This window comes from Actinokineospora sp. PR83, from assembly GCF_021056305.1.
Taxonomy (GTDB): Bacteria; Actinomycetota; Actinomycetes; order Mycobacteriales; family Pseudonocardiaceae; genus Actinokineospora; species Actinokineospora spheciospongiae.
This window is the reverse complement of record NZ_JAJCXD010000040.1, coordinates 1-21,936: the sequence shown is the minus strand read 5'-3', so window position 1 is coordinate 21,936 and position 21,936 is coordinate 1. Positions and strand designations below refer to the sequence as shown.

The following is a 21,936-nucleotide window of genomic DNA, read 5'->3' as shown; positions in this document are numbered from 1 at the left end:
GCGGGCTTCGTCGACGGACTTGCCGCGCTCGACGGGGTCGACCTGTCCGGGGTGCGCCTGGTGGCCGCGGCGGACGTGGAGAACCCCCTGCTCGGCCCGCACGGCGCGGCGGCGGTGTTCGGCCCGCAGAAGGGCGCCGACCCGGCCGCGGTGGCCCGCCTGGAGGCCCGTCTGGCCGCGTGGGCCGACGAGTTGTCCGCCCGCACCGGCCGCGACCCGCGCGAGAGCCCGGGTGCCGGGGCGGCAGGCGGCCTGGGCTTCGCGCTGCTGGCGCTGGGCGCCGAGGTGGTCTCCGGGGCGGGCCTGGTCGCCGAGGCCACCGGCCTGGCCGCCGCCGTGGCCCGCGCCGGGCTCGCGGTCACCGGCGAGGGCAGCTTCGACTGGCAGTCGCTGCGCGGCAAGCTGGTCACCGCGGTGGCCGGGGCCGCGGCCGAGCGCGGTGTGGCGTGCCTGGTCCTGGCCGGTCAGGTGTCGGTCGGGCGCAGGCAGGCCGCGTCGGTGGGGGTGGCCGAGGCGCACGCCGTGGCCGAGCACGCCGGGTCGGTGGCGGCGGCCCTGGCCGATCCGGCGGGCACCCTCGCCGACCTGGCCGAGCACGTGGCCCGGCAGTGGCGGTGACCGTCGGTGGGCGAGCCGAGGCGCAGCGGTGGGGGCGGGCCGGGGCGTGACGCAGTGCGCGTCCGCTCCGCGCCCGGCTGTGTCACCATGGGGCGGGAACAAAATCCGTGCCTGCGTCTGTTGTCCCGATCGAGGACCCCACTGGGTCCACCACCGGCGTAGGACCAGCCAAGGGAGAACCATGACGACCGCCCAGGAGAACGGCACCGAAGCGGCGACCCACGGTGTCAAGCTGTCCGCCGAGGCCGCCACCAAGGCCAAGGCGCTGCTCGACCAGGAGGGCCGCGACGACATGCACCTGCGCATCGCCGTGCAGCCCGGCGGCTGCGCTGGCCTGCGCTACCAGCTCTTCTTCGACGAGCGCACCCTCGACGGCGACCTGTTCCGCGACTACGACGGCCTCAAGGTCGCCGTGGACCGGATGAGCGCCCCGTACGTCGAGGGCGCCGTGATCGACTTCGTCGACACCATCGAGAAGCAGGGCTTCACCATCGACAACCCGAACGCGGGCGGAAGCTGCGCCTGCGGTGACTCGTTCCACTGAGTCCGGGAGCACCGGCACGCCGAGAGGGCCACGATCGTCGGATCGTGGCCCTCTCGGCGTTCGGTCCGCGGTTACACGTACTCGTCGAGGTCGGTGACCTGGGCCGCGTTGGCCTCGGAGACCCGCCACGGTGCCGCCGCCCTGGCGGCCGGGATGCCCGCGGAGACGAGCTCCGAGTCGACGGTGAGGCCGGTCGGCAGGTCCGCGCAGTCCGCGATCAGCTCGGCCATGGTGTCCGCTTCTGGAGTGCTCATACCCTGCACGGTAAACGTAATCAACGTCACTTCCCAGGGGTACCGACCAGTAGTGTTGGGCCGAATGGTCGACGGCTACCCCGACCGGTGGTTGCCCGCACGAGCGCGGCCTGATCGAATCTCGATCGCCGGTTGATCGAATCAGACCCCACCGCCCCGTCGACCCCTCGGGCGTCGACCACCCACACAGGGAGAGGCCTCGTGCCCGTCGCAGTCTCCGGAAGTATCGCCACCGACAACCTGATGCACTTCCCGGGGAAGTTCTCCGAGCAGCTCGTCGCCGAGCAGCTCCACAAGGTGTCGCTGAGCTTCCTCGTCGACGACCTGGTGGTCCGCCGCGGCGGTATCGGTGCCAACATCGCCTTCGGCCTGGGCGTCCTGGGCTGCTCGCCGATCCTGGTCGGCGCGGTCGGGGCGGACTTCGCCGACTACCGCTCCTGGCTGGAGCGGCACGGGGTCGACTGCGCGGGCGTGCACGTGTCCGAGGTCGCCCACACCGCCCGCTTCGTCTGCACCACCGACGACGAGATGAACCAGATCGCCTCGTTCTACGCGGGCGCCATGTCGGAGTCCCGGCAGATCGAGCTGCACCCGATCGAGGTCAAGGCGGGCAAGCTCGACCTGGTCCTGATCGGCCCCGACGACCCGGAGGGCATGCTCCGCCACGCCCAGGAGTGCCGCCAGCGCGGTTACCCCTTCGCCGTCGACCCCTCCCAGCAGATGGCCCGCATGGACGGCGCGCAGATCCGCGACTTCGTCACCGGCGCGGACTACCTGTTCACCAACGACTACGAGTGGGAGCTGCTGCGGCAGAAGACCGGCTGGTCCGACCAGGAGGTCATGGAGAAGGTCGGCCTGCGCGTCACCACCCTCGGCGCCAAGGGCGTGGAGATCGTCCGCAAGGACGGCACCAGCCTCACCGTCAGCGCCGTCCCGGAGACCGCCAAGGTCGACCCCACCGGCGTCGGCGACGGCTTCCGGGCGGGCTTCGTCGCGGCCATCACCCAGGGCCTCGGCCTGGAGCGCGCCGCGCAGCTCGGCTCGCTCATCGCCACCCTGGTGCTGGAGACCGTCGGCACCCAGGAGTGGACCTTCGGCAAGGAGGCGGCCCTCGCCCGCCTCAGCGACGCCTTCGGCCCCGAGGCCGCCGCGGAGATCGCCCCGATCCTCCCCTGACCACGACCGCGAGCCCCGGCCGGGAGTCACCCGGCCGGGGCTCGCGGCTGTCCGGAGTGGATTCCCCCGCGGTGGTCCCCCGGAAAACCGACAGCCGCCCCGGGAGAGGGGCGGCTGTCAGCGCGAGAGGGCGGTCAGAGCTTGACCGGGTAGCGCGGCTCGGGCACCACCGGGGCGATCCGGCGCTCGATGAAGATCCCGTGCCACAGCATGAACACCAGCAGCGCCCAGATCCGCCGCGAGTGGTCCAGCGTCCCGGCCCGGTGCTCCTCCAGCAGCCGCAGCACCGCGTTCTTGTCGATCAGCGCGTCCGTCTGCGACTGCAGCACGATGTCGCGGGCCCAGTCGTACATCTCCGACCGCAGCCAGATCCGGATCGGCACCGGGAACCCCAGCTTGCGCCGGTTGAGCACGTGCTCCGGGACGATCCGGCGCATCGCCTGCCGCAGCGCGTACTTCGTGGTCTCCTTGGTGATCTTCTGCTCCAGCGGCACGGTCGCCGCCACCTTGAACACCTCGGGGTCCAGGAACGGCACCCGCAGCTCCAGCGAGTTCGCCATGGTCACCTTGTCCGCCTTGACCAGGATGTCGCCGCGCAGCCAGGTGTAGAGGTCCACGTGCTGCATCCGGGTCACCGGGTCCAGCGCCGCCGACTCCCGGTACGCCGCGGCGGTCACGTCCCGGTGCCCCACCCGCGGGTCGTAGGTCCGCAGCACCTGCTGCAACTGGTCGTCCCGGAAGATCCGGGCGTTGCCGTAGTAGCGGTCCTCCAGCGACAGAGCCCCGCGCCGCAGCAGGTCCTTGCCGCGGGTGCCCTCCGGGATCTTCGTCGACACCTTGCCCATGATCTTGCGCAGCGCCCCCGGCACCCGCTCGAACGGCGCCAGCGACAGCGGCTCCCGGTAGATCGTGTACCCGCCGAACAGCTCGTCCGCGCCCTCGCCGGACAGCACCACCTTCACGTGCTTGCGGGCCTCGCGGGCGATGAACCACAGCGGCACCAGCGCCGGGTCGGCCACCGGGTCGTCCAGGTACCACACGATCAGCGGCAGCGCGGACATCATGTCGTCCGCCGACACCGTGCGGACCACGTGCTTGACCCCGATCGCGGCGGCCGACTCGGCGGCCACGTCGATCTCGGAGTACCCCTGCCGCTCGAAGCCGGTGGTGAAGGTCACCAGGTCCGGGTTGTGCCTGCGGGCCAGCGCGGCGATCGCGGTCGAGTCGATGCCACCGGACAGGAACGACCCCACGGTCACGTCCGCGCGCATGTGCACCCGCACCGAATCGCTCATCACGTCCGCGATGCGGTCGTAGAGCGCCTCCGCCTCCGCCTGGCCGTGCACCGGGGTCGGGGTGAACCGCGGCGTCCAGTACCGCCGGATCACCGGCTCCTCACCGGGGACCAGGGTGAACGAGTGCCCGGACTCCACCCGGTGCACCTGGGTGTGCATCGTCGCGGGCTCGGGCACGTACTGCAGCGTCAGGTAGTGCTGCAACGCCCGGCGGTCCAGCTCCTGCCGCACGCCGATGACCGGCGCCAGCTCCAGGATCGACTTCTTCTCGCTGGAGAACGCCACCCCGCCGGGGCCCACCGCGTAGAACAGCGGCTTGATGCCGAACGGGTCGCGCGCGCCGAAGAGGACCTGGCGCTGGGAGTCCCAGATCAGGAACGCGAACATGCCGCGCAGCCGGGGGACCGCGGCGTCGCCGAGGTAGTGGTACGCGGCGACGATCGTCTCCGAGTCGCCGTCGGTGCTGAACCGCGCACCGTGCCGCTCCGCCAGCTCCGCGCGCAGCTCCAGGTAGTTGTAGATCTCGCCGTTGAACAGCAGGGTGTAGCGGCCCGGAGCCTCCGGCGGACCCCACACCAGCGGCTGGTGCGAGTGCTCCAGGTCGATCATCGCCAGGCGGTTGAAGCCGAAGACGGCCTCACCGCCGGTCCAGGTCCCGCTCTCGTCCGGACCGCGGTGCCGCTGGCAGCGCATCGCGGCACCGACGGCCCCGCGGGCCGCGGCGGCGTCCATCTCCGAAGGGCAGACCAGGCCAAGCAGACCGCACACGCTTCTCGCGCACCTCTCGTGTCGAGCCGGGGGAAGCCGCCCGGTGGGGAGCCGGGCGGTCAGGCCGCGTCGCCGGGACAGCTTCGTCGCGGCGGCGGCTCCTCAGCGGAGACGCCAGTATGCCGGGCGGGGTTGCGCGCGGGTGACAAGGTCGTGCTCGCCCCGAAGTGTGACCGACGTCCGCTCACCCCTCGCAGGGTGTGGCCCGGGTCGCTGGGCTAGGCTCCGCATGGCTCCAGACGAGCGTGGATCGCCGCTGCCCCAGCGGTGCGCGCGCTCGTCGCGGGGGTCACGGGAAGATCGCCTCGAGGAGGAGTCGCGCAGTGGGCACACCTGCCTCCGGTGCCGCAGGGCACGGGAACCGCACGCCGCTCGGCCGGCCGGCCAAGCTCGCCGGTCTCATGCTGCTGGTCGTGCTCGGCGCCTCCGGGTGCTCCACCGAGCAGGTCCTGCGCTTCGGCTGGCCCGAGGGCGTCACGCCGCAGGCCGACCGGATGCGCGAGTTCTGGACCTGGTCGGTGGTCGCGGCACTGGTCATCGGCCTCATCACCTGGGCGCTGATCATGTGGCCGGTGGTCGCGCACCGCAAGCGCGGCGACAAGCTGCCCAAGCAGTTCCAGTACAACCACTTCCTGGAGCTGATCTACACCGGCATCCCGGTCGTCATCGTGGTCGTGCTGTTCTACTTCACCGCCACCACGCAGAACTACGTGCAGGCGGAGAAGGAGCCCGACGTCACCGTCGACGTGCTCGCCTTCCAGTGGAACTGGGAGTTCGGCTACAACTCCTACAAGACCGGGTCCGGTCAGTTGGTGCAGCCGAGCGAGGACGACAAGGTGCGCACCGTCGGCAGCAGCGCCGAGATCCCGCTGCTGGTGCTCCCCACCGACCGCACCATCCAGTACAACCTGCGCTCCCGCGACGTCATCCACTCGTTCTTCGTCCCGGAGTTCCTGTTCAAGCGGGACGTCTTCCCCATGCCGGAGAAGAACGAGCAGGACTACACCTTCCAGAACTCGATCGACCAGACCGGTTCCTTCGTGGGCCGCTGCGCCGAGCTGTGCGGCACCTACCACGCGGTGATGAACTTCGAGGTCCGGGCGATCACCCCCGAGCTGTTCGACCAGTACATGGAGCTGCGCGGGCAGACCAACCCGAAGACGAACAAGAACTACACCGCGGGTGAGGCGCTGGCGCAGATGAACTGCGGCGAGCTGTGCACCCCGACCGCGGTGACCACCAAGCCGTTCAACACCGACCGCACCGTGCGCACCGCGTCCAACTAGGACCGGGCCCCGATGGACACGACGGCGGTACGACAGGTGAATGCGAGGACACCATGAAGGTCGAAGCCAGGCTCTTCGACGTCACGACCGGCTTCTTCTTTCTCTCCGCGATCGTCTACGGCCTGTGGGCGGGCGAGGCGGTGGGAACGGTGGCCCTCATCCTGACCGGCGGGCTGTCGCTGATCGTGGGTTCCTACTTCCACTTCATCGCCAGGCGGCTGGAGCAGCGCCCGGAGGACAACCCGGACGCCGAGGTCAGCGACGGCGCCGGTGAGCTGGGCTTCTTCTCCCCGGGCAGCTACTGGCCGGTGGCGGTGGCCGCCTCCGCCGCGCTCGCGGGCTTCGCCATGGCGTTCTGGCAGGTGTGGCTCCTGGTGATCGCCGTCGTCCTGGTGCTCTTCACCGTCGGTGGCCTGGTGTTCGAGTACCACACCCGGCCCGACGCCGAGTAACCACAGCAGACACGACAAGAGGGCTCCACCCGACTCGATCGGGTGGAGCCCTCTTGTCGTGTCCGGCTCAGGAGTCCTTGGCGGCCAGCCTGCGCGACGTCGCCGTCCAGCGGTCCAGCAGCGCCGACCCCGCGCCGGAGTCCAGCGCGTGCGCGGCCTGCCCCAGGCCCGCCTCCAGGTCCGCGTGCAGGTCCCCGGTGAAGCCGCGGAACGCCGCGATCGCCCCGGCCGCGTTCAGCACCACCGCGTCGCGCACCGGGCCCGGCTTGCCCGCCACCAGGTCCCGCACCACCGCGGCGTTGAACGCGGCGTCACCACCGCGCAGGTCGGCCGGGGTGGCGGGGGAGACGCCCAACCGCGCCGGGTCGATCCGCTCCTCGCGCACGACCCCGCCGGAGACCACCCAGGCCCGCGTCGTGGTCGTCGTGGTGATCTCGTCCAGGTTGTCCTCGCCGCGCACCACGAGCACGCTCGCGCCGCGCCCGGCGAACACCTCCGCCACCAGCGGCGCCATCCGCAGGTTCGCGCAGCCCACCAGGCCCGCGGTCGGCTTCGCCGGGTTCGTCAGCGGGCCCAGCACGTTGAACACCGTGGGGATGCCCAGCTCGCGGCGCGGCGGGCCGGTCACCCGGAACGCCGGGTGGAACACCGCGGCGAAGCAGAAGCCGATGCCCACCTCGCGCACGCAGGTGGCCACCGCGTCCGGCGGCAGCTCGATCGCCACCCCCAGCTCCTCCAGCACGTCGGCCGTGCCGCACTGCGAGGACGCGGCCCGGTTGCCGTGCTTGACCACCGGCACCCCGGCGGCGGCGGCGGTGATCGCGGCCATGGTGGAGATGTTCACGGTGTGCGCCTGGTCGCCGCCGGTGCCGACGACGTCCACCGCGTGCCCGTCGACGTGCACCAGCCGGGCGTGCGCCAGCATGCCCGCGGCCATGCCCGCGATCTCCTGCGGCGTCTCGCCCTTGGCCCGCAGCGCGACGGCGAACCCGGCGATCTGCGCCGGGGTGGCGCTGCCGGACATGATCTGGCCCATCGCCCACGTGGTGTCCGCCTCGGTGAGGTCGGCGCGCTCGATCAGGCGGTTGAGCAGGCCCGGCCACGAGGGCGCCTGGCCGGTGGGGACCGGTGTGACCATCGCCGACCGTCCCGCTCAGCCGCGGACGACGGGCAGGCGCTGCGAGCGCAGCACGTCGGCCACGGTCTCGGCGGCGGTCAGCGGGTCGAGCGGGTGCACCAGCACCGCCTCGGCGCGCGACCAGGTCGCCAGCCAGCGGTCGTCCTTGCGGCGCACCGCGATCACGATCGGCGGGCAGTCGGTGATCTCGTCCTTGAGCTGCCTGCACAGGCCGATGCCGCCCGTGGGCTGCGCCTCGCCGTCGAGGATCGCCAGGTCGATGCCGCCGCCGTCCATCTCCATCAGCACGTCGGACACGGTGCCCACCTCGACGAAGGACACCCGGCCCACGTCCGCTGCCGGGCGCCTGCCCACGGCTGTGACGATGCTCTCCCGCACCTCGGGCCGGTGGCTGAACACCAGGATCTTCAGGGGCTGAGTGCTCATGCTCGACGTCCTCAGGCTCAGGTCGGGTCGGACCCCGCGATGTTATCGGTCTCACCCCGCCGGGGCTGCAACACGTCCCAGCCCGGGGCGTCCCCGCCCAGCCGCTGCGCCAGGCTCGCCATCCGCGACCGCTCCCGCGCGCACTCCAGCGCCGTCACCACCTGCGCCCGCACGGCGTGGAACCGGGGCGACCCGCCCGACCCGGGGACCGGGCCCCGCAGCTCGTACCCGTCTTGACCGATCAACTCCGCCGCCTCGCCCGCCCGGTCCGGCGGCAGCTCCAGGTGGTGGCGCAGCACCGCCCGCTCGCCCTCGCGCCAGTCCGCGGCGGCCAGCACCGACGAGGCGGCCTCCGCCGGGTCGAAGCTCCCGGCGACCACCACCAGGGCCGGGTCGTCGACCGACAGCGGCGGCGGCTCCGCGCGCCCGAACAGGCCGCGGACGCGGTCCAGAAAAGACATCTCGGCTCCCGAATTGCGCATCCGCGCTCATATCGCGGCGATGACGGCGGTGTGACGCGGTCTACTCGCGCCCCGCCCGGGCGTGGCGTGTCGTCGCAGGACATAATGCGACGCGTGACTGCAGCAGCGCCCTCCATTGGCCAGCGTGTGCACTCGCTGAACCGGCCGAACATGGTCAGCGTCGGCACCATCGTGTGGCTGTCCAGCGAGCTGATGTTCTTCGCCGGACTCTTCGCCATGTTCTTCACCGTCAAGGCGCAGAACGGCGACCAAGCGTGGCCGCCGCCGCTGGCGGGTGGGGAGGAGTTCCACCTGAACGTCCCCTACGCGCTGCCGTTCACCATCATCCTGGTGCTCTCGTCGTTCACCTGCCAGCTCGGCGTGTTCGCCGCCGAGCGCGGTGACGTGTTCGGCCTGCGCCGGTGGTACGTGGCCACCCTGGTCATGGGCGCGATCTTCGTCGGCGGCCAGGCCTACGAGTACTACAACCTCGTCCACGAGGGCCTGACGATCCCGTCCGGACCGTTCGGCACGGTGTTCTTCCTGACCACCGGCTTCCACGGCCTGCACGTCATCGGCGGCCTCATCGCCTTCGTCTACCTGCTCATCCGGACCAGGCTGAGCAAGTTCACCCCGGCCCAGGCCACCTCGGCGATCGTGGTCTCGTACTACTGGCACTTCGTCGACGTCGTGTGGATCGGCCTGTTCGCCGTCATCTACCTCGTGCCATGACGGACCCCGCTCACCACCACAGCTCCGCCGAGCCCGCACTGACAGCAAGGGTTGCCGTTCAATGACCAAGAAACCACGCAGTCGTGGCAAGTTCCGCAGGCGCCTGGCCGGGCTCTTGGCCCTCGGCTTCGCCCTGCTGTCGGTCGGCCTCGCCTACTCCGCGCTGGCCCCGTCGCCGCCGGTGGCCCAGGCCCAGGACGACGCCGCCCTGGTGCGCAAGGGCGAGCAGATCTACAACACCACCTGCATCTCCTGCCACGGCGCCAACCTCGAGGGCGTGCAGGACCGCGGGCCCAGCCTGGTCGGCATCGGGCAGGCCTCGGTGTACTTCCAGACGGCGACCGGGCGGATGCCCGCGGTCCGCCAGGAGGCCCAGGTCCCGCGCAAGCCCGCGAAGCTGACGCCCGAGGAGATCGACGCGATCGGCGCGTTCGTCCAGTCGCACGGCGGCGGCACCCAGCTGCCCAACGTGCCCGGCGAGCAGCTCATCGGCGAGAACCCGGCGCGCGGCGGCGAGCTGTTCCGGCTCAACTGCGCCTCCTGCCACAACTTCACCGGTCGCGGCGGCGCGCTGTCCTCGGGCAAGTACGCGCCCTCGCTGGACGGGGTCACCGAGACCGAGATCTACGCGGCCATGCTGACCGGTCCGCAGAACATGCCCAAGTTCTCCGACCGGCAGCTCACGCCGGAGGAGAAGAAGGACATCATCGCCTACGTCAAGTCGGTGACCGACGGGAACAACAACCCCGGCGGTAGTGCGCTCGGCGGGCTCGGCCCGCAGTCCGAGGGCCTGATCGCATTCATCGTGGGGATCGCCGCGCTGGTCGGCGTGACCCTCTGGATTGGGGCTAAGTCATGAGTTCGACCGACCCGGAGCAGAAGCTGCCGAGCGAAGCGGAGCTGGCGGAGCTGTCGCGGGAAGACCTCGTCAAGCTCGGCGGGAAGCTCGACGACGTCGAGCTCGTCGAGTACCCGGACCCCTGGCCGGTCAAGGGCACCCGCGCCGAGAAGCGCGCCGAGCGCCTGGTCGCCGCCTGGTTCCTGATCGCCGCCCTGGCGGGCCTGGCGTTCGTGGTCGTCTTCGTCGCCTGGCCCTCGGCCTACGTGGCGCCCGACCAGGAGGGGTACTTCGCGTACTCGCTCTACACCCCGCTGCTGGGCGCGACCCTGGGCCTGTCGGTCGCCGCCGTCGGCGTGGGCGCGCTGCTCTACACCAAGAAGTTCATCCCGCACGAGGTCGCGATCCAGCAGCGCCACGAGGGCGGCTCGACGGAGGTTGACAAGGCCACCTTCGCCGCCCACCTGGCCGACGCCGGTGTCCGCTCCACCATCGGCCGCCGCTCGCTGATCAAGCGCACCGCGGGCCTCGGCGCGGGCGCCATGGGCCTGGGCGTGGGCGTGTTCGCTCTCGGCGGCCTGGTCCGCGACCCGTGGGCGCAGACCGACACCGCGAACTCCCTGTGGCACACCGGCTGGAAGTCCGACAACGGCGAGCGCGTCTTCCTGCGCCGCGCCACCGGCAACCCCGAGGTCATCGACCTGGTCAAGCCGGGCGACCTGGACGCGGGCGCCATGGAAACGGTGTTCCCGTTCCGCGAGTCCGAGCGCGGCGACCACGAGGCCCTGTCCAAGGCGCTCAAGCGCTCGGACAACCCGGTCATGCTGATCCGCCTGCGCCCGCAGGACGCGGCCCGCGTGGTCAAGGCCGAGGGCCAGGAGGACTTCAACTACGGCGACTACTACGCGTACACGAAGATCTGCAGCCACCTCGGCTGCCCGACCTCCCTGTACGAGCAGCGCACGAACAGGATTCTGTGCCCGTGCCACCAGTCGCAGTTCGATGCGCTCAACCACGCGAAACCCATCTTCGGTCCGGCCACGCGCAAGCTGGCCCAGCTCCCCATCGCAGTCGATGAGGAGACGGGTTACCTTTATGCACTGAGGGACTTCATCGAGCCCGTGGGACCTGCCTTTTGGGAGAGGAAGTCATGAGCGCCATCACATCTCCCACCAAGCCCAACAACGCCGCGCTGCGCGCAGCGGGCGGTGCGGCGAAGTGGGCGGACGACCGCTACCACCCCGCGGCCGGTCTGCGAAAGCAGCTGAACAAGGTCTTCCCGACGCACTGGTCCTTCCTGCTCGGTGAGATCGCCCTCTACAGCTTCATCGTGCTGCTGCTGACGGGCACCTACCTGGCGCTGTTCTTTGACCCCTCCATGCAGGAGGTCGTCTACCAGGGGTCCTTCGTCAACCTGCGTGGCCTGGAGATGTCGCGGGCCTACGAGTCCGCGCTGAACATCTCCTTCGACGTGCGCGGCGGCCTCTTCGCCAGGCAGATGCACCACTGGGCGGCCCTGCTGTTCATGGCGGCGATGGTCACCCACATGTTCCGAGTGTTCTTCACCGGCGCGTTCCGCCGCCCGCGCGAGGTCAACTGGGTCATCGGCGTCAACCTGTTCCTGCTCGGCGCCCTCGAGGGCTTCGCGGGTTACTCGCTGCCGGACGACCTGCTCTCCGGCGCGGGCCTGCGGATCATGTCGGGCCTGATCCTGTCGATCCCGGTCCTGGGCACCTGGGTGCACTGGCTGCTGTTCGGCAGCGAGTTCCCCGGCGAGGACATCGTGCCGCGGCTCTACTCCGCGCACATCCTGCTCATCCCGGCCATCCTGCTGGCGCTGATCGGCCTGCACCTGGCGCTGGTCTGGTACCAGAAGCACACCCAGTTCCCGGGTGTGCGCCGCAAGGAGACCAACGTCGTCGGCGTCCGCATCATGCCGGTCTTCGCGGTCAAGGGCGGCGCCTTCATGGCGGTCGTCGTCGGCGTCACCGCCGCGATGGGCGGCCTGTTCCAGATCAACCCCATCTGGAACTTCGGCCCCTTCAACGCCGCCCACATCTCGGCGGGCACGGTCCCCGACTGGTACATGGGCTGGACCGACGGCCTCATCCGCCTGTGGCCGTCGTGGGAGGTCCACCTCGGCAACTACACGATCGCCGCGGCGTTCTTCCCGTTCATCCTGGGCCTGCCACTGCTGGGCGGCATCGCCATGGCGTACCCGTGGATCGAGCGCAAGTTCACCAAGGACTACGCCCACCACAACCTGCTCCAGCGCCCGCGCGACGTCCCCGTCCGCACCAGCCTGGGCATGATGGCGATCACCTACTTCATGGTGTCGCTGCTGTCGGCGGCCAACGACGTCCTGGCGGACAAGTTCAACATCTCGCTGAACGCCACCACCTGGATGGGCCGCATCGGCCTGCTGATCCTGCCGCCGATCGCCTACTACATCACCTACCGGATCTGCCTGGGCCTGCAGCGCTCGGACCGCGAGGTGCTGGAACACGGCGTCGAGACCGGCATCATCAAGCGCCTCCCGCACGGCGAGTTCATCGAGGTCCACCAGCCCCTGGGCCCGGTGGACGACCACGGCCACCCCATCCCGCTGGAGTACCAGGGTGCGGCGGTGCCGAAGAAGATGAACAAGCTCGGCTCGGCCGGTGCCCCGGTCCAGGGCTCCTGGCTCACCCCGGACCCCCCGGAGGAGACCATCGCCCTGGCCCGCGCCCGCGCGGCCCAGCACGGCGGTCACGACAGCCACGCCCAGATCGAACCGGGCCGCAACGAGACCGGCCAGCACACGGCCACGGACGACCCGTCGGCCAAGCTGTAGTTCGCACACACGCACCACCCGCCAGGGGCGGCACCCATTCCGGGTGCCGCCCCTGGCGCGTCCCGCCCCTGACCGTGTTCCCGCCCTTGGTGACTTCCCGCCCTCGACCGCGTTCTCCCCCTGGCGCGTTCCTGCCCCCGGCGCGTTCCGGCCCGTTGCGCCGAACAGAGCAACGGCCCGCCCACGGTGTTGCGGTAGCCTGCCGCGGTGATCGGGGCCCACTTCCGCGGAAAAGCCGGTGCACTGGCCATCTGCCTGACCCTCACCGTCACGGCGTGCGCCACCCCCGAAGCCGCCCCACCCCCTGCCGCCCCGACGACGCCCTCCACCCCCCTCCCGTCGGGAGCCCCCGTGCCACCCACCCCCCAGAACCCGCCTGCTCCGCAGGCGGCGCCCCCCACGACGACCACCCCCTGCCCTCCCACCGGCTTCGACTGCGACCTCCAGAACCGCATCGCGGCCGTGAAGACCTACGTGTCCCACCGCCCCGGAACCGTCGGCATAGTCCTCCGAGACCGCCACACTGGAGCCGTCTGGCACAACGAACACGCCGAAGACCCCACCTGGACCGCCAGCACCATCAAACTGGCCATGGCCGTCGACCTCCTCCGGAGGAACCGGGAGGGCACCATCACCCTCACCCCCACAGACCACACCAAGATCACCGCCATGCTCCACAACTCCGACGACGACGCCGCGACAACCCTGTGGACCAAGTACGGCGGCCCCGATCACACCCTGTGGAACAAGGCCTTCCCCGCGTACGGCATGACGTCCCTGACCCCGCAGAGGGGCTACAGCCAGACCTACCCCTACTGGGGCTTCCAGAAGTGCACCACGGCAGACCTCGACCGCCTCATGACCCACGTCCTGGACAAAACCCCCGCCGAGGACAAGGCGTACATCGTCAACAACATGCGCACAGTGGCAGCGAACCAGCAGTGGGGCGTCTGGGGCGCGGGCAAAGCAGCCACCCCCGGCAACAAAGACGGCTGGTCAGAAGAAGACGGCGGCTGGGTCATGAACACGGTCGGCTTCGCAGGCCCCGCCGAGCGCTACACCCTGGCCATCATGAACAACCTCACCAACCAGGGCGCCTACGACGAGGGCCGGGCAACGGACACCGAAATAGCCCGCCTCCTCTTCGAAGGCCGCTTCTGACCCCACTCCTGTTCGACGCACCCGGCGACTTCGTCTTCCTGACCCTCATGCAGGGCACCACCACCTGGGTGGGCGAAACCGCGCACACCCGCCCCCTCCCGGAATTGCCCGCGAGCTCAGCCTGGGCAAAGACCGTGGTCGCATCGAAGCTGTCCACCCGACCGGATGTCCCCCCCGAGATCCAGTTGCGCGGCCGGACGAGCAAGCGGGCTCGAGGGTACGAGGCAGGCACCGTGGCCGCCCTGCGCTACGCCAAGGCCACCCTCCCGAGTGACGTGAACCTGGTCGAGGACCTGAAGTTCATGATCCAGTCCTCAGCCACCCCCCGAACGCCAAGCCATCGAAGCCCACGCCGTCGCCCTGGCCACCGACCACCTCACCAGCCAGGGCTCCACCGTCACCGACGTAGGCGCCACGGAGTCCTACGACCTCGACGCCCGCCGAGCCGACGAACGACTCCACGTCGAGGTCAAAGGCACGACGTCAACGGGCGAGGAGGTCATCCTGACCAAGAACGAAGTGGACCTCAACGCCCACCAGTACCCCCACACCATGCTCATCGTCGCCGCGCCCATCACCCTCGACCGCAGCACAACCCCACCGACCGCCACGGGCGGCACCCTCCACGTGCGCCACCCCTGGCTCGCCACCCCGGCGAACCTCACGCCCATCTCGTACCGCTACCGGGCCGAGTGATCAGCTCTCGTCGACACCGATGTCGAAGGCCACGTCCGTGTCCTGCTTCGAGTACGACCGGAACGCGATGTGCGTGTCCGTGTCCAGCACCCCGGGAACCTTGCTGATCGCCCCCGGGATCAACCGGGCCAGCTCCTCGTGCTCGGCCACCCGCACCACCGCCACCAGGTCCACGTCCCCAGCGCACGAGTACACCTCGGCGACCCCGGGGATGTCCGCGATCGCCTGCGCGGCCTCCGGAATCCGATCCGTAGCAGCCCGCACCAACACGATCGCGGTAATCATCCCGCCCCCTACCCTCAGTCGACTACGCACACCCTAGAGCAGCCCAGCGCTACGCTCACCCCACCCGAGGAGGAGGAGGCACCCCATGCAAACCCCAGACGAGTGGCTCGCCGACTTCGAGTCCAAGGTGGCGGACCTCCAGCAGAAGGCAACCGAGTTCAAGAAGAACATCGAGTCCGCCGGAGCCGTCGAACGCTCCGCGGACGGCTCGGTGACGGTCACGGTGGCCCCCAGCGGAGCCCTCCTGGACCTCCACCTGACGGACAAGGCCATGACCAAGTCGGCAGAGGCCCTCACCGCCGAGATCCTCGCCACCACCCGCACCGCCCGCCAACAAGCCGCCCAAGAGGTAGCCACCGCCTTCACCCCCCTCGGCGGCGACAGCGACATCGTCCAACGCATCCCCACCCCGGACCCCTCCGCTCCCGCACCCCGCACCCCTGCCTCCCACCCGGCAGAGGACGAAGACTTCACGCCCACCCGCATCTACAAGGACGAAGACCAGCGGTGGTGAACCCCCGTGAGCGGCGGGGAAGCGGTCCGCTATGCTCTCACCCGCACCGCGAGGACAACCCCTCGCAAGTCCGGGTGGCGGAATGGCAGACGCGCTAGCTTGAGGTGCTAGTGCCCTTAACGGGCGTGGGGGTTCAAGTCCCCCCTCGGACACCATCGTTAACCACACGCGGAGAGGCCGTCACTTCGACCGCCTTTTTTGCGTGGTCATACCGCAGGTCAAGCCGCAGATCCGCGTACAGCTTCGCCAGCCGCTCCGGCCGTGCCGTGCTGATCGACCCGGCGGTCTCGGCGAGCGCGTCGATCATGGCGTAGACCTCGGCGGGGTCGAAGGCACTCGCCGATCGTGTGATGGCCGCGACTTCGGCCCTTGCTGCCTCGCGCTGGGCTTGCGCGGTGTTGATCGCCTCGACCAACCCGGTGGGGTCGACTCCGGCGCCGATCGCCGCTTGGTACCTGCGGACCTTGTCTTCGGCGTCGGCCAGTCGAGCGCGGGCGGCGGCGCGGCCGTCGTCGGTGGTGCCCTGGGAGCCGATCAACGTCCGGACGGTCTCGTCTCGGTTGTCGGGGTGGAAAATGGTGCTGATCCACTGGTTGATCGCGGGGACCACCTTGTCCTCCCGCAGATTCACCGTTTTGGGGTGGTCGGCAAGCACTGGTGATCCGGGGGCGATGGTGCGGGCGATGCAGCGGTAGTAGTTGCCGTTGCGGATGGTCTCGCCTTGCATTTTCCGGTCGCAGACGGCGCACCGGACGTGGCCGCGGAACAGGTAGGTGCGTTTGGTGGTGGTGCGGGCGCGTTCGAGTTTGGCGATGCCGGTCATGCCGCCGGCCGCGCGGGATCGGCGGATCAACTGGGCTTCGGTGAAGGTCTCGACGGACACGATTTCGGGGTGGGCCTGGGTGCGGGATCGCACGATGCGGTCCGGGGTCGAGCGGCGGAAGCGGGTGATGTTCCCGGCCGCGACGTCGTCGGGGTCGAGGAGGGTTTCGTGTTTGGTGGTGCGGCCGAACACGGCGAATCCGGTGTAGCGGGGGTTGTCGAGTATCGCTCGGACGGTGCTGCCCTGCCAGCCGTCGGCGAGGCGGTGCCGGTTCTGCTCCGGGCGCCGCGCCGATGGGCACAGGATGCCGTCGTTGTTGAGCCCGGCTGCGATTGCCCTATCCCCGTTGCCTTCGAGGTATTCGGCGAAGATCCGTCGTACCACCTCAGCGGCGGGCGCATCCACGGCGAGAAGGCGCAGTCGGAATCCCTCGGCGGCTTTGCGCGGGTTGGGGTGCGGGCCACCGTCCACGGTCATGTACCCGTAGGGCGCCCTGCCGCCCTGGTGGCGTCCCTCGTTCACCACTTGCGAATCCATCGCCGCCCGCACCCGGGCTTGCACGTGCTGGCGTTCGGACTCGCTCATGCCCCCGAGCACACTCATCAGCATCTTGTGCGAGGGGTTCCTCGCGTCGAACTTCCCGCCCAACTCCGGCACCCACAGCTCAACCCCGTACGCGGCGAAGCGGGGAGCGACCAGCGAGAACTGATTGCCGAACCAACACCGCGTGCCCTCTCCGACCACCAGGGCGTTCCACTCTCGCCGGGGGTCTTTCAGCGCCGCGAGCAGCCGCGACGCCTCGGTGCGCCGCTCCCAGGGGACGGATCGGGACTGGCCGATGTCGAAGAAGTCCGCGACCACGGTCGCGCCGAGCGGTTCCACGAACTTGCGGGCGTTGCCGAGCTGCCAGCCGTGCGAGGTCTCCGGGTCCTGGTTGTCCTCGGTGGAGCAGCGCCCGTAGAACGCGATGGGTCCGATGCCGTGCTCGACCTCGGCGGTGTCCACCTCCAAGCCGAGCAGTTCATCCAGCATCGCCCACGGGTTCGGGCTGATTTCAGTAGTCATCGTGTCCCCCTTCCGGTGGCGGTTCAGGGGCCGCCACCGTCGTCAGCTCGACCAGTATGGCAAGAAGTGTGCGACTCGCTCTCGGGTTCAACCTGGGAGGATGGTCCGGAACGTGGACCGTGACGGCGCGGTCATCGTCCTGACCTGCACTCATGTGCTGCCAGGCCCGGCTTCGACCAGGGAGCCGAAATCGCCATGTCTTGCGCGGGCCACCGCTGTCCGGATGTCCTCGGTGAAGTAGCCGCGAACCCGCCGTACCTCGCCGTCGTCCATCGGGGTGCGGTTGCGGGTGGGCTTGCAGTCCAGCGCCGCCATCTGCCGGGCGAACGCTGTCGGATCGGCCTTCACCACCTCGGCCAACTCAGCCGTCGGTACGAAGTCCCGTACCTCGATGTCCTCACCGAGGTACGCCACGACCTCGGCAAGCGGTTCGGGGAGCCCGTCCGGTCGCCACACGGGTTGGTTCGTCCCTGTTCCCGCGCCGATCGCCTTCGCCACCGCCGCGTGGTCCAGCACGGGCGCGGTGTCCTGCCCGGCCGCATGTCCGGTGAGCGTCCCGGCGGTCTCCCGCAGCGCACGGCCGCGCTGGCAGATGGTCCGCCAGTCCTCATTGGGCATGTAGTAGGTCCGTACCGTCAACGCCAGCACTTCGGCCCCGGCTTGGGTCTCCCCGTCCGGTCGGAGGATGCCCACGCCCTTGTGGGAAGCCAGCAACCGGGAACTGTCATACCCGCGGGTGTTCATCTGCTCCCCGAGGACGATGTTGGAGTCGCGCCAGTCCATGACCCTCAGCGCGAACCGCGACCCCAGCACCGCCCGCAGCCCGGACGGAATGGTCTTCGAGTCCGGCCGCTGCGTGGCCAGCACCAGCAAGATCCCCGCAGCCGGCCCCTTCTTCGCCAACCAGGTCAGCAGCTCCCCGACGTACTCGCCCGCAGTGAGCTTCTTGTCCTGCACCTTGACCGGTGTCCGGTCCTCCAACGGCACCTGGACCTCATCGACGAACAGCGCCGTTATCGGCATCCCCAACGCGACGTCCCGCGACATCGCCGGAGTCACCTTCGACTCCGGGCACACCACGTCATCCAGCTCCCGCATCCGCCGGTACCGGCCCTGCACCTCCGACACCAACTCGATCAGCCACCCAAGCAGCGCGAGTACGTGTTCGGCCTCGTCCCCAGACATGAACCGGTGCGCCACCGCCCCGGCCGCGTCCCAGTCCTTCCCGGCCTTGAAGTCCGCCACGTACAACCGCGTGTACGGGTCCAAGATCAGCCCCGCCGCCGCCAACCGCGCCGCGAAGGTCTTGCCCTGCCTCGGAATCGCCCCCACCAACAGCGAGGTCCACACTAGAGGCAGATCCACCCGCCGATCCCGCGCGTCCCGTCCGAACGGCACCGCCCGCCACGCATCCCACCTCGGCACGTCCAACAGCGGTGTCGACAGCGGCGAAGTCGCGTACGGGTCCTGATCGGCAACCCACATCGCCACCCGCCCCGCATGCCCGCCGTTCCCGCGAACCCGCTCCACGCTGAGCTGGACCTCATCCACCGCCAACGCGGACGCCAACGCCTCCCGGTTGCGAATCACGTCCGCCGCCTTCCGCGTCGCCGGAAGGTCGACCGTGACCGCCCACCCCTCGCCGACGCGCATCGCGCGTTCGACCAGTCGCAGCGTCTCGTCCTTGCCGATCAGCTTCGCGTCCCGGAACGCATCCACCAGGACTTGCGGGTCCATCGTCCACGTCAACGCCCGTGGTCCGCCCAGCACCGCCTTCCGCCCTGGGCTGCCTTCTTTCCGCCACCCGAGCACCGCCAGGCCCACCGCCCCGACGCCGCCGAACAACCACAGCATCCAGTCCCCGTAGACCAGCCGCACCACCAAGCCCACGGCCGCGACCACAGCCACCAAGGCGCCGGTCACCTTCCATCGGAACAGCGTCAGCGCTCGAATCGCCTCGAACTTCTCCGCCAGCTTCTCCGACCCCTCCGCGGCCTCCCGGTAGTCCCGCACCGTCACCCAACCCCGCCACCAGCGGAACGCGGCAACCAACCCACGGACCACCGCCCCGAGGAACCGCCACGGCGACCGCAGTACCGCCCACGCCAGATCCCGAAGCATCTGCGCCCGGTGCGGCCGGGAGGTCAACCACAACGGAGCCCGCCGCGCCCACCACCCCGGCCGCACCGACACCGGCGCGTCCTCGTCCACCAACTCCGCGTCCAGCACCGCCCGCACCGGCGAGTTGTCCTCGTTCATGCCCGCACCTCATCCGCGAGCGCCCGAGCCAACCGCGACGACAGCCCCCGCGAGCACCCCGACACCTCACGCACCCACGCCGGAGTCACCTCCACCCCCGGCGACCACGCGGCCCGAGCGTCAGCGAGGTAGTCGGCGAACAGCTTCCGTGAACGCGCCCCCACCTCGTGAACCTCAGCGTTCACGACCGGACCGCCAACCGTGCTAGCTGCGATAACAGCCTCAGTCAGTTTGTCCCGAAGGTCCGTGATCGCCTCCGCAGCGGCGAACACCACCAGCGGCGGAACCGAGTGCAGCACCACCGCGGCGACGTCCCGGGCCACGAACGACTCCCAGGTGTTCATGACGTAGGTGGCCGCGAGCGTGAACCATTTCGCCCGCCGCACCCACACCCCCGTGGCCACCCGATACCGAGCGGTCACCTGCTCCGCCCGCAGGATTGCCAGCAACACCAGCGACACAGTCGGGTCCAACACCCACGCCGCCATCCACCGCAGCGACCACGCCGCCGCCGACCCGGCCGCGAACTGCTGAACGTTGGTCATCGTGAACGCCAACCCCAGCACGATCCCCGACCAACACATCCAATCCACCTGACGGCGCACCCGCTCAATCCCCAGCGCCACCACATCCGGGTGCGCCAGGTGCGCCCGCACCTCCGCCGCCTCAGCGGCCGACCGCGCCAACTCCTGCGCCCGGTTCATCGCCGACCACCCCGCCGCCGACGCTCCGAGTGCGTCTCCACCGTCAACGCCCGCGTCAACGTGAACGCCGAGAACAGCGCGGGCACCCCGAGCACCGCCAACAGCACCCACGGCGACCCCGGGTGGGCGATCACCACCCACTGCACCCCGACGATCAACCCCGCGTTGAACAGCACCCGCCCACCGAGCGACACCAGCCGAGCACCGCCGCGCGCCTTCTCCGCAGCCGCCCGAGCCCGCCGAGTCCCCGCCCGCCACACCCACAGGAACGCCACCAGCACCCCGATACCAGCCACCACCTGCACCGCAGTCAGCTCGATCATGCGTGCTCACCCCGCTCCACACGCTCACCGCGCCGCAACCAGTGCGGATACAGCTCCCGCCGCTCGTCCTCACCGAGCGCACCCCACACGCCGACCGTCGACTCCCCGGCCGTGCGCAACTCCAGTTCCAAGCACTCGTCCACGACCGGGCACCCCGCACACAACCGAGCAGCCAACGCCCGATCCGTCTGCGCGAACCCCGTCCACTCCGGCGCGTCCCCCGCCTCGTAGACCTCCATGCACGCCCCGCGAGCGACCACGACGTCCCCGAGCACGTCCGAAGGCACCCACCGCAGCCGGTCCAACCGCCACGCGATCCCCACCAGCGAGTCCGTCATGCCGCACCCCCACGCAGGTGCCGCAGCACCTCGACCACCGGCACCCGACCCCGGCACGTCCGAATCACCCCGGCCCGCACCGCTCCGTGCACCACGCCCAGGTCGGCCCCGAGCACCCACGCCGCCTCACGAACCGTGAGCCCCGTCTTCCGCCCGATTCCGGGCAGCCTCGTCCGCATCAGAAATGTCCTTAACTATTGATTTCAGCATCATAGTGCTGAAATCAGCTTGAATGAGGGCATGTTTGTCCGCCACGCCGACGGAATGCGCGCCAACGCGCCGCAGGAAAGTCGATGAGCGCTAATCTCGGCGCTGAGGCGGAGCACGGAGGAATAGGTGTCGGAAGACTGGGCGGCGGTCGCCAAGGCGATCAACGAGCGCGTGAACGAACTCGGCTGGCGTCAGCGAGAGCTGGCCGAACGCTCCCAGGTGTCCCAGGCGATCGTCCGCGAGCTGCAACACCACACCGTCGAACGCCGCCGCAGCGCCCGCACCCTCGAAGCCCTCTCCACCACCCTGGGCCTGCACCCACAGCACCTCAACGCCGTCCTCAACGGCCAGCGCCCACCGCACCCGGACGAGCCCGTCGACGACAACGCCGACCGCCTCATGTCCCGTTTGGACGCTCTCGAACAACGCCTCACCGAGATCGCCGACCGCCTCGACACCATGCAGGGCGATCTGTCGACCGTGGCCGACCACGTCCGCCCGAAGCGCTGAGGACCAGGTGTTTTCCATGCCCTGAATTCAATGCCGAACGGGCCTCGCGCCCCATGCATCGCCAGTGCAGTTCCAATGCACCGCCAGTGCACATTCCGGGGGGAACCACAGCCAATGGACCAGTCGACCGGGTGGACCGGCGAAACCGCGTGCACGCTCCAAGCGGCACTACGCCTGACCAATGAGGCATTCGCCGAACACCTCGGCGTAGCCGTCCGCACGGTCGC

The 21,936-nt window shown here is 70.0% G+C and carries 24 protein-coding genes, 1 tRNA gene and 1 pseudogene; 15 read left to right on the top strand and 11 right to left on the bottom strand.

Features of this window, described 5'->3' with window-relative positions:
* Positions 1-618: glycerate kinase (locus tag L6E12_RS13690; RefSeq protein ID WP_236228285.1), on the top strand; the 618-nt coding region annotated here is incomplete at its 5' end.
* A gap of 181 nt (positions 619-799) precedes the next feature.
* On the top strand, positions 800-1,162 hold the full coding sequence (locus L6E12_RS13685) for an iron-sulfur cluster assembly accessory protein (RefSeq protein ID WP_236228284.1): 363 nt from the start codon (positions 800-802) through the stop codon (positions 1,160-1,162).
* Between the two features lie 71 nt (positions 1,163-1,233).
* Here L6E12_RS13685 and L6E12_RS13680 read toward each other — a convergent pair whose 3' ends face one another.
* The gene (locus tag L6E12_RS13680) at positions 1,234-1,416 is read right to left on the bottom strand and encodes a hypothetical protein (RefSeq protein ID WP_236228283.1); all 183 of its coding nucleotides are present in this window, start codon (positions 1,414-1,416) and stop codon (positions 1,234-1,236) included.
* A 243-nt stretch (positions 1,417-1,659) separates the two neighbouring features.
* Between L6E12_RS13680 and L6E12_RS13675 the strand changes: the two genes are divergently transcribed.
* Positions 1,660-2,592 (top strand): carbohydrate kinase family protein, encoded by a 933-nt coding sequence (locus L6E12_RS13675; protein ID WP_236228561.1) that lies wholly within the window; start codon positions 1,660-1,662, stop codon positions 2,590-2,592.
* A 134-nt stretch (positions 2,593-2,726) separates the two neighbouring features.
* Here the strand turns inward: L6E12_RS13675 and asnB are convergent, their stop codons facing one another.
* Positions 2,727-4,655, bottom strand: a complete 1,929-nt coding sequence (gene asnB, locus L6E12_RS13670; RefSeq protein WP_236228282.1) for an asparagine synthase (glutamine-hydrolyzing) — start codon at positions 4,653-4,655, stop codon at positions 2,727-2,729.
* A gap of 401 nt (positions 4,656-5,056) precedes the next feature.
* Between asnB and L6E12_RS13665 the strand changes: the two genes are divergently transcribed.
* Positions 5,057-5,941 carry a cytochrome c oxidase subunit II gene (locus L6E12_RS13665; RefSeq protein ID WP_236228560.1) on the top strand — a complete coding sequence of 295 codons (885 nt, stop codon included), beginning with the start codon at positions 5,057-5,059 and terminating at the stop codon, positions 5,939-5,941.
* A gap of 53 nt (positions 5,942-5,994) precedes the next feature.
* Positions 5,995-6,393, top strand: a complete 399-nt coding sequence (locus L6E12_RS13660; RefSeq protein WP_035283287.1) for a cytochrome c oxidase subunit 4 — start codon at positions 5,995-5,997, stop codon at positions 6,391-6,393.
* A 67-nt stretch (positions 6,394-6,460) separates the two neighbouring features.
* Here the strand turns inward: L6E12_RS13660 and trpD are convergent, their stop codons facing one another.
* Genes trpD through L6E12_RS13645 form a run of 3 tightly spaced genes read right to left on the bottom strand, consistent with a single transcriptional unit; the run spans position 6,461 to position 8,418 of the window.
* The gene (gene trpD / locus L6E12_RS13655; protein ID WP_236228281.1) at positions 6,461-7,531 is read right to left on the bottom strand and encodes an anthranilate phosphoribosyltransferase; all 1,071 of its coding nucleotides are present in this window, start codon (positions 7,529-7,531) and stop codon (positions 6,461-6,463) included.
* A 15-nt stretch (positions 7,532-7,546) separates the two neighbouring features.
* Entirely contained in the window at positions 7,547-7,957 is a 411-nt protein-coding gene (locus L6E12_RS13650) for a hypothetical protein (RefSeq protein WP_236228280.1), read from the bottom strand.
* Positions 7,958-7,974: 17 nt separating this feature from the next.
* Positions 7,975-8,418: a hypothetical protein gene (locus tag L6E12_RS13645; RefSeq protein ID WP_236228279.1), complete on the bottom strand. Its 444-nt coding sequence runs from the start codon at positions 8,416-8,418 to the stop codon at positions 7,975-7,977.
* A gap of 105 nt (positions 8,419-8,523) precedes the next feature.
* Here L6E12_RS13645 and L6E12_RS13640 point away from each other — a divergent pair, with 105 nt between their 5' ends.
* The 7 genes and pseudogenes from L6E12_RS13640 to L6E12_RS34750 all read left to right on the top strand — a co-directional run bounded on the left by L6E12_RS13640 (position 8,524) and on the right by L6E12_RS34750 (position 14,678).
* Positions 8,524-9,150, top strand: coding sequence for a heme-copper oxidase subunit III (locus L6E12_RS13640; RefSeq protein ID WP_236228278.1), 627 nt, complete (start codon positions 8,524-8,526; stop codon positions 9,148-9,150).
* Between the two features lie 61 nt (positions 9,151-9,211).
* The gene (locus L6E12_RS13635) at positions 9,212-10,009 is read left to right on the top strand and encodes a c-type cytochrome (RefSeq protein ID WP_236228277.1); all 798 of its coding nucleotides are present in this window, start codon (positions 9,212-9,214) and stop codon (positions 10,007-10,009) included.
* Complete coding sequence (locus tag L6E12_RS13630; protein ID WP_236228276.1) at positions 10,006-11,142, top strand: ubiquinol-cytochrome c reductase iron-sulfur subunit; 1,137 nt, start codon at positions 10,006-10,008, stop codon at positions 11,140-11,142. Before L6E12_RS13635 ends, L6E12_RS13630 begins: the two co-directional genes overlap by 4 nt.
* Positions 11,139-12,821: a cytochrome bc complex cytochrome b subunit gene (locus L6E12_RS13625; protein WP_236228275.1), complete on the top strand. Its 1,683-nt coding sequence runs from the start codon at positions 11,139-11,141 to the stop codon at positions 12,819-12,821. Before L6E12_RS13630 ends, L6E12_RS13625 begins: the two co-directional genes overlap by 4 nt.
* A gap of 351 nt (positions 12,822-13,172) precedes the next feature.
* Positions 13,173-13,982: a tat pathway signal sequence gene (locus L6E12_RS13620; RefSeq protein ID WP_236228274.1), complete on the top strand. Its 810-nt coding sequence runs from the start codon at positions 13,173-13,175 to the stop codon at positions 13,980-13,982.
* A pseudogene (locus L6E12_RS35700) lies at positions 13,979-14,281 on the top strand (MrcB family domain-containing protein); the annotation flags it as partial. The gene L6E12_RS13620 and the pseudogene L6E12_RS35700, both read left to right, overlap by 4 nt.
* 40 nt (positions 14,282-14,321) lie before the next feature.
* Positions 14,322-14,678: a protein NO VEIN domain-containing protein gene (locus tag L6E12_RS34750; RefSeq protein ID WP_308074907.1), complete on the top strand. Its 357-nt coding sequence runs from the start codon at positions 14,322-14,324 to the stop codon at positions 14,676-14,678.
* Here L6E12_RS34750 and L6E12_RS13610 read toward each other — a convergent pair whose 3' ends face one another.
* Positions 14,679-14,963: an Lrp/AsnC family transcriptional regulator gene (locus tag L6E12_RS13610; protein WP_035283591.1), complete on the bottom strand. Its 285-nt coding sequence runs from the start codon at positions 14,961-14,963 to the stop codon at positions 14,679-14,681. It abuts the gene before it with no gap.
* 85 nt (positions 14,964-15,048) lie between these two features.
* Here L6E12_RS13610 and L6E12_RS13605 point away from each other — a divergent pair, with 85 nt between their 5' ends.
* Positions 15,049-15,477 carry a YbaB/EbfC family nucleoid-associated protein gene (locus L6E12_RS13605; RefSeq protein WP_236228272.1) on the top strand — a complete coding sequence of 143 codons (429 nt, stop codon included), beginning with the start codon at positions 15,049-15,051 and terminating at the stop codon, positions 15,475-15,477.
* A gap of 68 nt (positions 15,478-15,545) precedes the next feature.
* Positions 15,546-15,632 (top strand) — tRNA-Leu (locus L6E12_RS13600).
* On the opposite strand, the gene L6E12_RS13595 is transcribed toward L6E12_RS13600, so the two are convergent.
* The 5 genes from L6E12_RS13595 to L6E12_RS13575 all read right to left on the bottom strand — a co-directional run bounded on the left by L6E12_RS13595 (position 15,611) and on the right by L6E12_RS13575 (position 20,989).
* Positions 15,611-17,365 (bottom strand): recombinase family protein, encoded by a 1,755-nt coding sequence (locus L6E12_RS13595; protein WP_236228271.1) that lies wholly within the window; start codon positions 17,363-17,365, stop codon positions 15,611-15,613. The two genes, L6E12_RS13600 and L6E12_RS13595, sit on opposite strands and share 22 nt — an antisense overlap.
* 150 nt (positions 17,366-17,515) lie before the next feature.
* Complete coding sequence (locus L6E12_RS13590; RefSeq protein ID WP_374201869.1) at positions 17,516-19,624, bottom strand: cell division protein FtsK; 2,109 nt, start codon at positions 19,622-19,624, stop codon at positions 17,516-17,518.
* Complete coding sequence (locus tag L6E12_RS13585) at positions 19,621-20,328, bottom strand: hypothetical protein (protein ID WP_236228270.1); 708 nt, start codon at positions 20,326-20,328, stop codon at positions 19,621-19,623. Before L6E12_RS13585 ends, L6E12_RS13590 begins: the two co-directional genes overlap by 4 nt.
* Complete coding sequence (locus tag L6E12_RS13580; protein WP_236228269.1) at positions 20,325-20,651, bottom strand: hypothetical protein; 327 nt, start codon at positions 20,649-20,651, stop codon at positions 20,325-20,327. Before L6E12_RS13580 ends, L6E12_RS13585 begins: the two co-directional genes overlap by 4 nt.
* The gene (locus tag L6E12_RS13575) at positions 20,648-20,989 is read right to left on the bottom strand and encodes a WhiB family transcriptional regulator (protein WP_236228268.1); all 342 of its coding nucleotides are present in this window, start codon (positions 20,987-20,989) and stop codon (positions 20,648-20,650) included. Before L6E12_RS13575 ends, L6E12_RS13580 begins: the two co-directional genes overlap by 4 nt.
* Positions 20,990-21,325: 336 nt before the next feature.
* Here L6E12_RS13575 and L6E12_RS13570 point away from each other — a divergent pair, with 336 nt between their 5' ends.
* A complete protein-coding gene (locus L6E12_RS13570) occupies positions 21,326-21,709 on the top strand; it encodes a helix-turn-helix domain-containing protein (RefSeq protein WP_236228267.1) in 384 nt (127 codons plus the stop codon).
* The last annotated feature ends 227 nt before the right edge of the window (positions 21,710-21,936 follow it).

Coding starts and splice junctions, on each gene's coding strand:
- L6E12_RS13685 (WP_236228284.1), top strand. CDS start 800: ATGACGACCGCCCAGGAGAACGGCACCGAAGCGGCGACCCACGGTGTC.
- L6E12_RS13680 (WP_236228283.1), bottom strand. CDS start 1,416: ATGAGCACTCCAGAAGCGGACACCATGGCCGAGCTGATCGCGGACTGC.
- L6E12_RS13675 (WP_236228561.1), top strand. CDS start 1,660: ATGCACTTCCCGGGGAAGTTCTCCGAGCAGCTCGTCGCCGAGCAGCTC.
- L6E12_RS13665 (WP_236228560.1), top strand. CDS start 5,057: ATGCTGCTGGTCGTGCTCGGCGCCTCCGGGTGCTCCACCGAGCAGGTC.
- L6E12_RS13660 (WP_035283287.1), top strand. CDS start 5,995: ATGAAGGTCGAAGCCAGGCTCTTCGACGTCACGACCGGCTTCTTCTTT.
- trpD (WP_236228281.1), bottom strand. CDS start 7,531: ATGGTCACACCGGTCCCCACCGGCCAGGCGCCCTCGTGGCCGGGCCTG.
- L6E12_RS13650 (WP_236228280.1), bottom strand. CDS start 7,957: ATGAGCACTCAGCCCCTGAAGATCCTGGTGTTCAGCCACCGGCCCGAG.
- L6E12_RS13645 (WP_236228279.1), bottom strand. CDS start 8,418: ATGTCTTTTCTGGACCGCGTCCGCGGCCTGTTCGGGCGCGCGGAGCCG.
- L6E12_RS13640 (WP_236228278.1), top strand. CDS start 8,524: ATGCGACGCGTGACTGCAGCAGCGCCCTCCATTGGCCAGCGTGTGCAC.
- L6E12_RS13635 (WP_236228277.1), top strand. CDS start 9,212: ATGACCAAGAAACCACGCAGTCGTGGCAAGTTCCGCAGGCGCCTGGCC.
- L6E12_RS13630 (WP_236228276.1), top strand. CDS start 10,006: ATGAGTTCGACCGACCCGGAGCAGAAGCTGCCGAGCGAAGCGGAGCTG.
- L6E12_RS13625 (WP_236228275.1), top strand. CDS start 11,139: ATGAGCGCCATCACATCTCCCACCAAGCCCAACAACGCCGCGCTGCGC.
- L6E12_RS13610 (WP_035283591.1), bottom strand. CDS start 14,963: ATGATTACCGCGATCGTGTTGGTGCGGGCTGCTACGGATCGGATTCCG.
- L6E12_RS13605 (WP_236228272.1), top strand. CDS start 15,049: ATGCAAACCCCAGACGAGTGGCTCGCCGACTTCGAGTCCAAGGTGGCG.
- L6E12_RS13595 (WP_236228271.1), bottom strand. CDS start 17,365: ATGACTACTGAAATCAGCCCGAACCCGTGGGCGATGCTGGATGAACTG.
- L6E12_RS13590 (WP_374201869.1), bottom strand. CDS start 19,624: ATGAACGAGGACAACTCGCCGGTGCGGGCGGTGCTGGACGCGGAGTTG.
- L6E12_RS13585 (WP_236228270.1), bottom strand. CDS start 20,328: ATGAACCGGGCGCAGGAGTTGGCGCGGTCGGCCGCTGAGGCGGCGGAG.
- L6E12_RS13580 (WP_236228269.1), bottom strand. CDS start 20,651: ATGATCGAGCTGACTGCGGTGCAGGTGGTGGCTGGTATCGGGGTGCTG.
- L6E12_RS13575 (WP_236228268.1), bottom strand. CDS start 20,989: ATGACGGACTCGCTGGTGGGGATCGCGTGGCGGTTGGACCGGCTGCGG.